This window comes from Aeromonas sp. Y318-3, from assembly GCF_027706185.1.
Taxonomy (GTDB): domain Bacteria; phylum Pseudomonadota; class Gammaproteobacteria; order Enterobacterales; family Aeromonadaceae; genus Aeromonas; species Aeromonas veronii.
In genome coordinates this window covers 1-13,571 of record NZ_JAPDCN010000007.1, presented here as the reverse complement: position 1 = coordinate 13,571, position 13,571 = coordinate 1, and the positions used below count along the sequence as shown (strand labels likewise).

Sequence of the window (13,571 nt, the reverse complement as noted above, 5' to 3'; positions counted from 1 at the left end):
TTGAGGGTCAGATGAGGACTAAAGGGGCAAGAGAGCCGGAGGAGGAGATCAGAACGTCAGCACCTTGTCGGCAGCCAGGGTCCATTGGGCCAGCATCGGCAGGGTGCCGACCTCAATCCCCTCGATCAGCGGCAGGGCGGTGATGCCACGGGCATCGGTGCAGGTCTTGCACAGGCGAATGGTGACGCCCTGAGCCAGCAGGATCTCCAGCATCTGGCGCAGGTTGTACCCCTCGGCCGGTGCCTGACCGGCCAGCGCTGCACTCACCGCATCTGACATCAGGAACAGCTTCAGGCTGGCACCACCCTGTTCGTTGAGGGCGATAGCGAGACGTAGGGCGTTGAACAGGGATTCGCTGCCATAGGGGGCACCGTTGGCAATGACCACAATTTGTTGATTCATAACAGACTCCCGATTGGAAAGAGCGCCATTGTAGAGCCAACGGGGTGGCAATTGCGTGATGTTGCACAACTTCTGTCGCACCTTTTTTCCACTTGCTTGACCCTGCTGCCGATCGAAGTTTTTATGGTCAGCTCGCAAACAAGACCGGATGAATCGAGATGTGGAAAGTATTGGGAGCCGGCTTGCTGCTGTTGGCGGGTCAGGCCTTTGGCAGTGAGGCGGTCGGTTGCAAGGCCCGTCTGCAGGCCGTCAATGACCAGCTGGTGTTTGCCAAAGCACACAACAATGCCGGGCAGATTGCCGGGCTGGAACAGGCCGCGCGCAATATCAAGGCCAACTGTACCGATGAAGGTCTGCTCAAGGAGCAGAAAGAGCGGGTTAACAAACTGCGTGGCGAGGTGGATGAGCGTCTGCTCGAGCTGCAGGAGGCGAGAGTCAGTGGCAAACCGGAGAAGATTGCCAAGCGGCAGGCCAGGCTGGAGGAGTCCCAGACCCGGATGCTGGAGGCCCAGCGTGAGCTGGACAAACTGATCCGGCTGGTCGGCAAGTGATGGCCAGCCGCTGAACGCAGGATCAAAAAAGGCCGATTGCTCGGCCTTTCTTCGTTTTACTGCCTGTGCATCCGCACAAACTTCTCCATCAGTTGATCTTCGGTCTCCACATGAGCGGGATCCCAGATGATGCAGTCGATAGGGCAGACACTGATGCAGGTCGGCTTCTCATAGTGACCGACGCACTCGGTGCAGCGACTGGGGTCGATCTCGTAGATCTCCTCACCCAGGCTGATGGCCTGGTTGGGGCACTCGGGATCGCACATGTCACAGTTGATGCACTTGTCGGTGATGAGCAGCGCCATCTCAGGCCGCCGTGTGCGGGTTGCGGGTATCCTGACTGTCGCCCAGATTGCGCAGCAAAATGCCGTAGTTCACATCCAGATCTTTCGGGACCGGCACATAGACAACGTGACCGTTGCCCGGCGCGGTATCGATAAGCTCGCCCTTGCGGTTCTCCATCTGCTCCAGATTGAAACGGACGTTGCCCTGCGGGGTCATCAGCTCCAGATTGTTGCCCACCAGGAACTTGTTCTTCACCTCGACCTCGACCATGTCACCTTTGCGTCCGGTGATTTCGCCGACAAACTGTTGGGTGTCGGAGACGGAGTAGCCGTAGTCGTAGTTCTGGTATTCGCTGTGATTGTGACGGCGCAGGAAACCCTCGGTATAGCCGCGGTGGGCCAGATTTTCGAGAGTGCCCATCAGACTGCGGTCGAACGGACGTCCCGCCACCGCATCATCGATTGCCTTGCGGTAAACCTGAGCGGTACGGGCGCAGTAATAGAACGACTTGGTGCGCCCTTCGATTTTCAGCGAGTGAACGCCCATCTTGGTCAGTCGCTCGACGTGCTCGACGGCACGCAAGTCCTTGGAGTTCATGATGTAGGTGCCGTGTTCGTCCTCGAACGCGCTCATGTACTCGCCCGGGCGGTTGGACTCTTCCAGCAGCACAAGGGCATCAGTCGGCTTGCCAAGGCCCAGGGTGTTGTCCGGACGCACTGCGATGGGCTCCTGACGGTGGACGATCTGGCCCACGTCATCTTCTTTACCTTCGTGCACCTTGTACTCCCAGCGGCAGGAGTTGGTGCAGGTGCCCTGGTTGGGGTCACGCTTGTTGATGTAGCCGGAGAGCAGGCAGCGGCCGGAGTAGGCCATGCACAGCGCGCCATGGACGAACACCTCCAGCTCCATCTCCGGCACCTGCATGCGGATCTCCTCGATCTCGTCCAGCGACAGCTCGCGGGAGAGGATGGCGCGGGTCAGGCCCATTTGATGCCAGAACTTCACCGTGGCCCAGTTGACCGCGTTGGCCTGCACCGAGAGGTGAATGGGCATATCCGGGAAGGCTTCACGCATCATCATGATAAGACCGGGGTCGGACATGATCAGCGCATCGGGGTTCATCTCCACCACAGGGCGCATGTCGCGGATAAAGGTCTTGAGCTTGGAGTTGTGGGGCTGGATGTTGGCCACCACATAGAACTGCTTGCCCAGCGCATGGGCTTCGTTGATGCCCAGCTGCAGGTTTTCGTGATCGAATTCGTTGTTGCGCACCCGCAGGCTGTAGCGGGGCTGACCGGCATAGACGGCATCGGCGCCATAGGCGTAGGCGTAACGCATGTTCTTGAGGGAACCTGCGGGGGAGAGCAATTCTGGTTTAAACATGGTGGACTCTTTATATCTGATTGCAAATCAGGACGATGCCACCTGATGGCATCGTAGTGGTTGAGCTGCGGTGCAAGATGCCCTCCGAGAGGAGGCTCAATGCAGCGCGACCCGATGACGGCATATCCGGAGTTATCTAAAGAAGAAGCGCCGGATATTCGGGGTGCGAGATTGTACTCGCCCCCACGTCATCATGCAATTTGGCAGGACATTGTTGGCTGCGCGAGCCGATAGGATGCCGAAATGAAACCGCCGCTCAGGCCCAACGGGAGAGGGGGGAGGGCATGGCGTAGACGTAACCCTGTTGATAGTCACAGCCGAGCTGATCGGCAATCTCGATATGGGTCTGGTTTTCCACCCCTTCGCACACCACCTTCATGCCGAGTCGCTGCAGGTACTCCACCAGTCCGGTCAGCATGCGCAAGGCATGGCTACTCCTGGTCGCTTGCAGCAGCAGAGAGCGATCCAGCTTGATGACCTCGTAGGGGAGCGCCATCACCCGCTGAAAATTGCACTCCTGAGTGCCGAAATCATCGCAGGCGATATGGGCACCGTGGCTGCGCAGTACCTCGATCAGGGCCAACTCCTTGCGCTCTAGCGGGGCGTACTCCACCACCTCGAACCAGATTGCGATATCCAGCTTGCGGGCTTGTAGCAGCACCAGCAGCAACAGGTTCTGATAGGTGGCGCTGCTCAGTGTGGGATTGAGGTTGATGGAGAGCATATATGACCTTCCCTTCGCCAGTGCTGGCAGGTCGCGCAGAATGGCTCTGAGCATAACGATATCCACATACAGGGACTCCTCATCGCTGAGAGAGGGAAAGTCTATTCCCTGATAGCGCTGCTGGTGGGGTTCCCAGCGTCTGGCCAGCGCCTCAAAGCCGATGATCTGGCGATCCCGGTCAACGATTGGCTGATAAAAGGGCACGGCAATGTCCGCTGTCGTCAGGGATGCCACGTCACCGACCGGAAACTCTTCTTTAAACGCAAACATGTCACTTCCCTGCTGACTGAGATGATTTCGGATAATAGGGGAGGATGTTGAAAGCTGGCTGTAGGAATTGTCTGATTGTTTGCAGAAAAAATACTTTGGCAGTATCAGATTATTCCGATTAAGTCCGCTGTGTGGATTATCTAGACTGGCCTCAATGACGAATCGCCGAGCCAAATATGATCATCTGGCGATCTGCATATATGGAATTCGTATATTTTTCGGAGCCTTCAATGAATGAAGGCACCACTCTCTATCGTTTTTACAGTGTGATAATTATTCATGAATAAGATTTTTACTGTATTGCTGCTTATATTCAGCAGCAATGCCTTGGCATTGCCGGATATTAGCGTTGGCACCTTATATGACTATATGTCGGCAGAAAAAACTACGCTGCTCAAGCGGGTTAGAAATCTTGGTGATGAGACGGCATTTGTCAAAATAACCTTGGCCGAAATTATATATGATACCGATGGCGTGCCGAAGGAGCAGGAGTTACCGGAGGAGGGGGTTCGTCAGTTGGTGATCAGTCCCTCCAGGTTGATTATCCCTGCTGGCGGCTCACAGGCTACCCGTTTTATCTATATGGGAGTGCGGGAGCGAGAACGTTATTTTCGGGTGCGTTTTGTACCGGTCAAGCCACAGGATGATGAAATAACCGAATTGCCACCACAACAGCAAATTAGCGCCGGGGTCAGCATCATGACCGGTTATGGCACCATTTTGTTTGTGGCACCCAAAGAGACCCATTATGACACCCGGATTGGCCGCAATAACGGTGCCCTCTATGTGGAGAACCGGGGCAATGCCACCGTTATTCTCGATTATCTGGAGCTGTGTGACAAAACGTCATGCAGCCAACCGGAGAAGCTGCATCTGTTGCCCGGCGTTAAAAAACGGGTCAGCCAAGATGCCACCAGTACGGTTCGTTTTGAACTGATAGAAGGAAAGCAATCGGTATTCAAGGAGTTCAAGGCCTGAACATCGATATGTCATATGAATATCATCAAAGAATAAGGAGTGGTTATGAAGAGGTTATGGTTCACCCCCGCACTGTTGTTGGCAAGCAGTACCCTGATGGCAGCCGAGAAGGTCGAGCATACGGTAACGGTGACGGCGCAGATCCCGACGGACAAGTTTTATGTGCAGCCGGTCGGGGACTGGATGAATACCCCGCAGAAACTGACCTTCAACCCTTTTAACCAGAAGTTGGATCCCTTGGCCAAGCAGCTGGAGATGAAGAGCACTCTTGGCCCCATTAAGGGCTATCTGGTCTATCCCGCTACCATCGCCAGCGGCAAGGAGAGTATCGGCTTGACGGTCAAGGTGGCAGGCGTTGCACTGACCACCACATCCGCCGAGCTGTTGACCCAGGCCGATGCCAATACCGGCAAACAAGTCGGACTGGAGATCATTCCGGCCGTGGCACCAAGCGGTGGCTACAAGCCCGGCAACTATCAGGGAATTGTCAGCATGATGTTTGAGTCCGAGGCGCCGCCTGCTCAAGGTGGCTGACTTGGGTATGTGGGGGCCATCAGGCCCCCCCTTTAATTGAGATTTCAGGCTTTCAGGTTGTACTTCATGGTTCGTTCTCTTCTTCTTTTGCTCGGGCTGTTGCTCTCTGCTCCGCTGGTGGTGGCTAAACCTGCACTGCTGTTGCAACAGGCGCAGCAGTTGCCTGAAGGGTTTGAAGAGCACTTTTTTGGGGTGCCCCTGATGGTGCGAATCACTGTCGACGGTCGCCTGCTGGGGGATGGGGAGGTGCTGCTCGGGCGGGATAACTCGGTACAACTTCTCTCACTGGTGGATGTACAGGAGAGCGAGTTTGACGAGGGGGCGCGTGAACGCTGGTTGAGCAAGTTGGGAAGCCATCTGCCACTCGGCGAGTGTGGCCGGGCCTGTCCTGAAGGCATAGTGGGGTTGCAATACAGCCTGGAGGAGTCCCAGCTCTCGATACTGACCGGTAAGGTGGAGCAGGGAGCGCGGGATCAGCGTTTTATGGCGTTGCCCCAAGAGAGTAAGGGGTTGCTCGTCCAGAACCAGCTGAACCTGGTGCAGGGCACTCAGCGTAACGGTCACTACAACCTGCAGTTGGAGGGCAGCTGGGGACAGTGGACCCCTTTTATGGAGGGGGATGCCACCTGGCAAGAGGGTGGGCCAACTGATCTGGGGATGGCTCAGATCTATGGAGAACGGCTCCATGAGGCCAATTTTTATCGTCTCGGCTTCTTCTTTCCCTCGGCGCAGGGGTTGGTGCGTCAGCCCAACTACTACAGTAGTGCGACGCCTACAGTGCTTGGTGTGATGTGGGGCAGCTCGGATCTGCTGCGCCGGGAACGCGGGGTTCCCAGTCTGGCGCCGATCCAGGTGGCACCGGCACGGCCGGGCATGGTTGAGATCTATCGGGATGGCAACCTCATCCAGTCCCAGCCGGTCGTATCCGGTCTGCAGGCGCTCGATACCCGCTCGCTACCTGGTGGTATCTACGAGGTGGAGCTGCGGCTGCTGGAGGATGGTCAGGAGACCCGCCGTTGGCGCGAGATGATCTACAAACCCTCCAACTGGCAGACACCGGAGGAACCGTGGCGTTTCAACCTGTTTGCCGGGCGTCAGACCCGCTGGCTAGTGCGGCAGGGAGATAGCGATTTGGAAGGCGCCAGTGGTGGTGCTGCGGTGAACCACCTGCTGCTTCCCTCGCTGGTGGTGGGGGCGGGTAGCCAGTATGTGGACAGACGTGCCCAGCATTCCCTCTCACTCGACTGGGAGGCTACCAGTCAGCTTCACGGCTTTGCCTCCCTCAACCAGAGTGTTGACATGGGGTGGGGTTACGATTTGCAGGGGATCTACTGGCATGGCAATAGCAGTCTGGTAGCCAGCCATTCACGCAATCTGCGCCAGCAGGGGGAGGCAAGTTCGGTGTCCAGCCTGTCATTGCAGCAATCGCTTGATAAGTGGGGAACCCTCGGTGTCTATCTCTCTCACCAGTCTGGCCGTGGCAACGGCGCCGATGTGGGGTGGCACTACAGTGACCGGCTTTGGGGGCGTTGGGTGACCTGGGGGGTGACCCTGTTCGATCGCCCCGGCAGCGAGAGCACGGCGCAGCAGCGGGATCGCGGTAGCACGCTGAGTCTCACTATCAACTTGGGGGGAGATGATCGCCAGTTGTCGCTGGGGCTGGGCAGCAATACCTCACGCTCGGGCGGTGCCCAGCGCAGTGCCTATCTCAACTACCAGCAGGAAGTGGATTGGGGCCCGTTGCGTCAGGTCAGCGTGGGCAGCACCCACGACAGCTATGGTACCGGTCTATCCGGCTATGGTCGTTTCGCGTCGCCCTGGTTGGGGGGCGACCTGTTTGCCCAGCACTCCTCCTACAACGCAGAGGTGACCGGAGGCGTTAATCTGGAGAGCGTGGTGGCACTGGGGCAGGAAGGGAATCTGGCGCTCGGTTCCCGCGAGATGAGCGGCATGGGCAATGAGGCGGCGATGATCCTCGATATCGATGCTGATAACGAGGCGGCGCGGATCAGGGTCAGCGACGATCTGGGCAGCGTACAAACCCTTGGGCCCGGTCGCCATCTGGTCTCGGTGCCAGCCTTGCAGAGTGGTGTCTTGCAACTGGAGATGGCTGACCACGAGGGGACGCCGCTCACCATCAAGCCCACCGCGCTCCCTTACCACCTTAATCGCGGTGGAGTGGGTTATGGCCAGGTGAATGCCATTAGCACCGTTACAGTGATTGGTCGCCTGCTCGACGAGCAAAATAGGCCGCTGCGTGGTGCCATGGTCAGTAACCCCATAGGGCGGGCATTTACCGAAAACGATGGCTTCTTTGCGCTGGAGGCGAGTCGACGGCAGCCGGAATTTACCGTGGAACATAATGGTACCCTCCGTTGCAACAATCCGGCAGGTAAGCAGGGGAGTATTGAGGAAACAGATATTATTCTATTAGGTGAATTGACATGTTCATCATTGAAGGTTGTAAATCAAAGCATGGTATCTACCAAATGATTAAATTAAGAGCTAGTGATTTTTATTTACATTTTTTAAAATCAATGTTAACTTATATTGCTGTATTAACTTTTCTGCTCTCTGGTAATGCTTTTTCTAAAACAATAGAGGTGACTGCTGAGTATAAACCGAAGTCATATGATATAAGTGATAGTTTGTTCAAGAGTACAACCAGGTGTGAAAAATTGACTGGGTGGATGTGGTTGACTACTTGTAATGGTAGCATCTCACCGCTCGATAATTTATTATTTTCTATCGATGCTGATGTGAAGAGAAGCACTATTGTTGAGTTTTCAGACCCCAAGGATTCATTTTTTTTCTTAGGTTTTCCAAGAGAAAGAAATATAGTGTTGGCTTCAGGTAATGGGGTTAGTTTTTCTGCATCATTTGTCCCCAAAATGATGGGGGTATATTATAACGCAGATATAAAGCCTGATATTGGTTGGCCATTCTACCATAATGTATTATCTAATCCGCTTGGGGGGTGCAGTCATATCGATAAACATATGGGAGGCGGTAACTTCTTGGCGCATTGGATGATGTTATGGAAAGGTGAGGCTGGAAATAAATGTTACACCAAGTCATCTCTGCTTTCTAATGGAACCATAAAGGGCTTTTTTTTTGGCTTCAAAATAAAACCACCTTCACCTATTGGTATGCCTAACGGCATATACAAAGGAAGTATTACATTATCTTTAGGAAAGGATGGCGATCTTAGTTTCGGTAATGGTACATATACAGATAATCAACTGGTAATCAACTTGACACTTGTTGTTAGGCATCAGCTTAAAGTTGTTTTCCCTATGAACGAAAAAACAGTAGACCTTCAGCCAGTTAGAGGATGGAATAACTGGATATATCGTAAAAATGGTCATGCGCCAGACGCATTAACGGCAACATTAGCAGCCAGAATCTGGGCATCTGCACCCTATAATGTAAGATTAGGATGCCAATATTTAAATAATGAAGGAAGTCGCTGCTTGATTAAAAATGAGCGAGCAAACCACTCTGTACCAGTTGATGTCTATGCTACAGGGATGCGTGGTGGTCAGTATTTAACATATCCAAATAAAGATGAAAATTATTATGGACACTCAGTACTATCAGGTGATGAACGGCCATTCAAATTTGAAATAAAAGGTGCGCAAGTTTCAGAAATGATGAAGCATCCCGGTGGGCGTTACAAAGGGGATATTACTATAATAATTGAGGCTGCTATCTGACTTACATAACAGCACCATAATTTAATATTTATTTTCAAAGTCTTATTTTAGTAAAAACCATGTTCTTTGGCGTATTGAAAAAGCTCACTATCACTTTGTAAGCCGAGTCGTACCATGGCGCTTTTTTTCTGGGTGCTGATAGTTTTAACGCTGCGATGAAGATAGTCGGCGATCTGAGTGACTGACATGCCGCTGGCCAGCAGGCGCACTACTTCACTCTCCTTGGGTGTCAGCGGATTGCTGTTGCCTTGCCCGGAGATACCGGCACTGGCCAGCAGCATTTGTACTGTCGGACCAATATAGTGATGGCCGAGCAATGTCTGGCGAATTGCATCGGCAAGTTCATTAATAACCGATTTCTTTAGTATCAGTCCTTTTACCCCAGCCTGAATAAGGGATTGCAAGATGCCACTGTTCTGGATTTGGGTCAGCACAATAATGGGAAGATTGGGATAATCCCGGCGCAACTGCTGGATCATGACCATGCCATCGCTACGGGTATCCCCCGGCATGCTGAAATCAGTGATCAGCAAATCACAATGATGTTGCTGCAATAAAGTCCGCAAGTCAGATACCTGATATGCCTCGGCGATCACTTCACAATGGGGGGTTATCTGGTCAATCAGGCTGCGGATTCCGGTCAGAATCAAGGGGTGGTCATCGGCAAGAATAATCTTGAAGGACATGGATGAGCCTCTTATAAAACGGTGAATAATATTCAGGCTATCAAAGCTAACATTTCTATACTACCGTGCGCACCCCATTTTTTCAGGTGCATATATCTTTTGATAAATATATTTGAATCGTTATGTCTATATATTGTTCGCTTATGTCATTAATCAAACGATTCATAATTATTGTCTCTGTTTTTTTCTTGACGCCTGCCGTATTGGCGAAATCTGGTCCCTCTCTCCCAACGATTGAAGTCGGAATATTGGCCGGAGGATGGGGCCCTTTTCAGCAGTGGGACGGCAGGGCCGCAGCCGGATTCAGCGTTGAATTGATGGAACAATTGGCCAAAAAGCTGGACTACAAGATTGCTTGGCAGGTTTACCCCGACTGGGAGGCTATGTATAGCGATGCCTGCCGTGGCAAGCTCGATATCCTGCTTGATGCTTTTAACTCTGAAGTGCGCCAGTGCATCACTTATAGCCTGCCTTACTACACCTCACCGACTGTGGTGGTGGTGCGCCAGGACAGCGCTCTGTTTCGGGATGTGAGCCGCTTGCAATCTGCCAGCATTGCCATCGAAAAAGGCTTTCTGACCGAGAAGCTGGTCAAGCTGCATTATCCCAGTGTCACGCCTAGGCTGTTTGTGGATACCCACAGCGCACTGCAGGCGGTAGAACAAGGGCGGGCAGATGCCTATATCGGCAACCTTCATGTGGCCAATCTGTTTATCGAGCGTCACCCGGCGTTGGCGGTGGTCGCTCAGTCTCCCTTGTTGATGGAAACCCTGCATCTTGGCATCGCCAGTCAGAAACACTCTCTTGCTATCCGGCTTGATACTGCCATTCAGGCGCTGACGGTCGAGGCGCGCAGTGAACTGGAGAAACGCTGGTTGGGGGAGAGTCTGGAGCCCAATTTTATGGGGCACAGCAATTTCTTGCTGCGTCCTGATGAGCGTGGCTGGCTCTCGACATTGCCACCGTTGAAGCTGGGATTGCTTCCCAGCTGGATGCCCTTCTCTTATCACGATGAGAATGGTAACCCGATCGGCTTGATGTTGGATTATCTGAACTTGCTGCAGGAGAAGTTGGGGTTGGCTTACAGCCGAATACCGATAAAGGATTGGCCTGACCTGCAACAGCAACTGCTGCATCACGATGTGGATCTGGCAGTACTGCCCGCACGGATCATCGAGCGGTTGGTGGGTTGGCATGCCAGCGAGCCCTTTGCATCATTCCCGTTGGTACTGGTGACATCACGTGGCAGTCTCCCTATCGGGGATCTCTCCGATCTGGCCGGCAAACAGTTGCTGCTGACCGATGGCATGTTGATCCCCGAGCTGAGGGCGCTGGTGCCCGACCTTAAACTGACCACGACCAAGAGCGCTGGCGAGGGACTCACCCGTGTTGCCGCAGGTGAGGGAGATGCCTATATCGGTAATTTGGTGGTGGTCTCCCGCCTTATCACCGAGCAGTTTGATGACCGGCTTCATATTGCCGCGCCCACCCCCTTCAAAGATGAGTTGGCCGTTGCGGTGCGTGAGCCTTACGTCCCCTTGTTGCCCCTGGTCAACCGGGTGCTTGCCAGCATGAGCGACAAGGAGCAGCGCCAGATCCGCAACAGCTGGCTGGCGCTCAATTACAGCGAAGGTATCCCCAGAGCGAAACTGGTGCGCACCCTGTTGCCCGCCGGGGGGGCGATTACGCTCTTTATTCTGGTGCTGTCGGTGGCTTACTGGCGGCTGCGTCAGGAGATAGTTCGTCGTCATCAGGTTGAGGCTGCACTTGCCAGAGCCAAGGCCAAGGCGGAGTCTGCCGCCACCCAGAAAGGGGAGTTTCTGGCCACCATGAGCCACGAAATTCGCACGCCCATGAATGGCATTGTCGGTATGGCGGAACAGCTCACTTTTACCGAGCTGACCCAGGATCAGCGCCAGATGGTGGAGGTTATCAACCGCGGTGCCCAGGGGTTGCATGCGCTGATCGACAACGTGCTCGACTTCGCCAAGCTGGAGGCGGGCAAGATGCAGCTCGAAGAGGCCCCTTTTCTCATCCGTGAATTGATCGACAGCGTGCTGACCATGACGGTGAGCGAAGTACATCGCAAGGGGTTGCGCGTCTATCTCTGGGCGGATGCCGGTGTGGCGGCTCGGGTAAGTGGTGATGCGCTGCGTTTGCGCCAGATCCTTTTCAACTTTGTCAGCAATGCCATCAAATTTACCGAGCGGGGCTTTATCGAGATCTCGGTGCAATTGCTGTCGCAGGAGGAGGGGCAACAGCAATTGCACTTCGGCGTGCGCGACAGTGGCATCGGCATGAGCGCCGAAGCGCTTGGCCGGATCTTCAATGCCTTTGAGCAGGCAGAGCGCTCCACCACCAGCAGTTATGGTGGTACCGGCTTGGGCCTGAGTATTTGCCAGACCCTGGCCACCTTGATGGGTGGCGAGATCCGGCTGGAGAGTGCCCCTGGGCTAGGCACTTTCATCAGCCTGACGGTTACGTTGCCAGTGCTGGCACAGCGAGAGCCTGATCTCCGTCTCAATGGCGTGCAAGCCCATATCGATCTCCATGACGATAAGCTGTGCCACACCCTGCTGTTGCATCTTGACGCCTTGGGGGTAACACGAACGTCTGAGTCTGGTGATGCTCAGTTGCGTTTCACAGACCATGAGCTGGCGGGCAACGGGGTCATCCGGGTGCTGCCGCTGGCAACCCCTCTCGGTTATCGTTGTGATGAGGAGGGTTACATCCTCAACAGCAATCCCATGACTTGGCATGCGGTGCGGGAAGTTTGCTATCGCCAGCTTGGCTTGAGCTATGGGACGGCAACGAAAGCTATGCGAAAGAGCGTACCCATGCAGCCCTGCCGGGTATTGCTGGTGGAGGATAATCCCCTCAACCAGTCGCTGGTAATACGCCAGCTCAGGCAACTGGGGATGAACTGCGATGTGGCAGAGCATGGCCAACAAGCTCTTGAGATGGTCGCACAGCATCCCTATGAGCTGGTGCTCTGTGACTGTCAGATGCCGGTGATGGATGGTTATGAGTTCACCCGCAGGATACGGGCTGCAGAGAAAGGTGAGCGGCTACTGATCATCGCCATGACGGCCAATGTGTTACCAGAGCAGGCTCAGCGCTGTTTTGCCGCGGGCATGGACGATCTGTTGGGTAAACCGGTGCTGCTGGATACTCTGCGCCAGATGTTGCAGAAGTGGCAGATCTTACCCGCGCCAACCTTGATTGATATTGCAGCCATGGAGGCATTTTTTGGTCATGGTGACAAGTTGCGGCAGATGTTTCCGCTTTTTCGCCAGGAGCTTGAACAGTCGATAGTGCAGGAGTCACTTGATGACAATGCATTGGCCAATTGGGTGCATCGTCAGGCGGGGACCATCAGCATGATGATGGTGCCGGAATTGGCAGAACAGGCATGGCGATTGGAAGAAAAAATCCGTCAATTTGGATCGCCAGCTTGTACTGATGAGCTGACACGCTTTCGTGCCCAATTACAGCAAATCATCGATGAATTGACGTTATTGAGCGAAAGAGAGGGACACTCAGTTATCGAGGGAGAGCTGGAGTAAGGGGAACTGTTCGCTCATAAAATTGCGGGGGCTGTGGCCATTGCCTGCGGTGGCCAGCCATTCCCAATCCAGTTTTGGCGAGCCCGCTTTGAAGCGTTGATAGGCAACGCCCTGATGGATGGTCAGAAAGAGGGTCGTGGGGAGTCCCAGCTTGTTGCTGTAGCGCACCATCAGATCACCCTGATAGTCGTTGCTGATTCTGACTTTGAGCGCCTGCAATGTCAGACCGGTGGCGTGACCATGCTCGTCCCAGACTTCAAACATGATATGAACACTCTGATGTCGATGATGCCACGATGAGCAAGATGGGATGCAATTGCAACTGTCAGATCTGACAAGGTCGGAAAAATGTGATGAGAATGGCAGAAAGCGAAAACCCGGCGCGAGGCCGGGTTTTCTTGAATGATGGTGGAGGGAGAAGGATTCGAACCTTCGAAGGCAGAGCCGTCAGATTTACAGTCTGATCCCTTTGGCCG

The 13,571-nt window shown here is 54.1% G+C and carries 12 protein-coding genes; 6 read left to right on the top strand and 6 right to left on the bottom strand.

Translation table 11 applies throughout. The features are described from left to right. Positions 1-48 precede the first annotated feature (48 nt). Complete coding sequence (locus OKB77_RS11145; protein ID WP_005334901.1) at positions 49-402, bottom strand: DsrE/DsrF/TusD sulfur relay family protein; 354 nt, start codon at positions 400-402, stop codon at positions 49-51. A gap of 158 nt (positions 403-560) precedes the next feature. On the opposite strand from OKB77_RS11145, the gene OKB77_RS11140 reads away from it, so the two are divergent. Continuing rightward, the gene (locus OKB77_RS11140) at positions 561-953 is read left to right on the top strand and encodes a DUF1090 domain-containing protein (protein ID WP_005334898.1); all 393 of its coding nucleotides are present in this window, start codon (positions 561-563) and stop codon (positions 951-953) included. A 56-nt stretch (positions 954-1,009) separates the two neighbouring features. Here the strand turns inward: OKB77_RS11140 and OKB77_RS11135 are convergent, their stop codons facing one another. The 3 genes from OKB77_RS11135 to OKB77_RS11125 form a co-directional block, all read right to left on the bottom strand. Continuing rightward, a complete protein-coding gene (locus OKB77_RS11135; RefSeq protein WP_005334896.1) occupies positions 1,010-1,258 on the bottom strand; it encodes a YfhL family 4Fe-4S dicluster ferredoxin in 249 nt (82 codons plus the stop codon). A gap of 1 nt (position 1,259) precedes the next feature. Beyond that, positions 1,260-2,621, bottom strand: a complete 1,362-nt coding sequence (trhP, locus tag OKB77_RS11130; RefSeq protein WP_042082572.1) for a prephenate-dependent tRNA uridine(34) hydroxylase TrhP — start codon at positions 2,619-2,621, stop codon at positions 1,260-1,262. 256 nt (positions 2,622-2,877) lie between these two features. Beyond that, complete coding sequence (locus OKB77_RS11125; protein WP_270817633.1) at positions 2,878-3,615, bottom strand: EAL domain-containing protein; 738 nt, start codon at positions 3,613-3,615, stop codon at positions 2,878-2,880. A gap of 279 nt (positions 3,616-3,894) precedes the next feature. On the opposite strand from OKB77_RS11125, the gene OKB77_RS11120 reads away from it, so the two are divergent. The 4 genes from OKB77_RS11120 to OKB77_RS11105 all read left to right on the top strand — a co-directional run bounded on the left by OKB77_RS11120 (position 3,895) and on the right by OKB77_RS11105 (position 8,843). Further along, positions 3,895-4,593, top strand: a complete 699-nt coding sequence (locus tag OKB77_RS11120) for a hypothetical protein (RefSeq protein WP_270817632.1) — start codon at positions 3,895-3,897, stop codon at positions 4,591-4,593. Positions 4,594-4,638: 45 nt separating this feature from the next. Beyond that, the gene (locus tag OKB77_RS11115) at positions 4,639-5,127 is read left to right on the top strand and encodes a CS1 type fimbrial major subunit (protein WP_270817631.1); all 489 of its coding nucleotides are present in this window, start codon (positions 4,639-4,641) and stop codon (positions 5,125-5,127) included. 66 nt (positions 5,128-5,193) lie between these two features. Then, complete coding sequence (locus OKB77_RS11110; protein WP_270817630.1) at positions 5,194-7,620, top strand: TcfC E-set like domain-containing protein; 2,427 nt, start codon at positions 5,194-5,196, stop codon at positions 7,618-7,620. Beyond that, a complete protein-coding gene (locus tag OKB77_RS11105) occupies positions 7,572-8,843 on the top strand; it encodes a hypothetical protein (RefSeq protein WP_270817629.1) in 1,272 nt (423 codons plus the stop codon). Before OKB77_RS11110 ends, OKB77_RS11105 begins: the two co-directional genes overlap by 49 nt. A 47-nt stretch (positions 8,844-8,890) precedes the next feature. On the opposite strand, the gene OKB77_RS11100 is transcribed toward OKB77_RS11105, so the two are convergent. After that, positions 8,891-9,529 carry a response regulator gene (locus OKB77_RS11100; protein ID WP_270817628.1) on the bottom strand — a complete coding sequence of 213 codons (639 nt, stop codon included), beginning with the start codon at positions 9,527-9,529 and terminating at the stop codon, positions 8,891-8,893. 122 nt (positions 9,530-9,651) lie between these two features. Here OKB77_RS11100 and OKB77_RS11095 point away from each other — a divergent pair, with 122 nt between their 5' ends. Further along, positions 9,652-13,095, top strand: coding sequence for an ATP-binding protein (locus OKB77_RS11095; RefSeq protein ID WP_270817627.1), 3,444 nt, complete (start codon positions 9,652-9,654; stop codon positions 13,093-13,095). On the opposite strand, the gene OKB77_RS11090 is transcribed toward OKB77_RS11095, so the two are convergent. Then, positions 13,069-13,359, bottom strand: coding sequence for a hypothetical protein (locus OKB77_RS11090; RefSeq protein ID WP_042082561.1), 291 nt, complete (start codon positions 13,357-13,359; stop codon positions 13,069-13,071). The genes OKB77_RS11095 and OKB77_RS11090 overlap by 27 nt on opposite strands. Positions 13,360-13,571 lie beyond the last annotated feature (212 nt).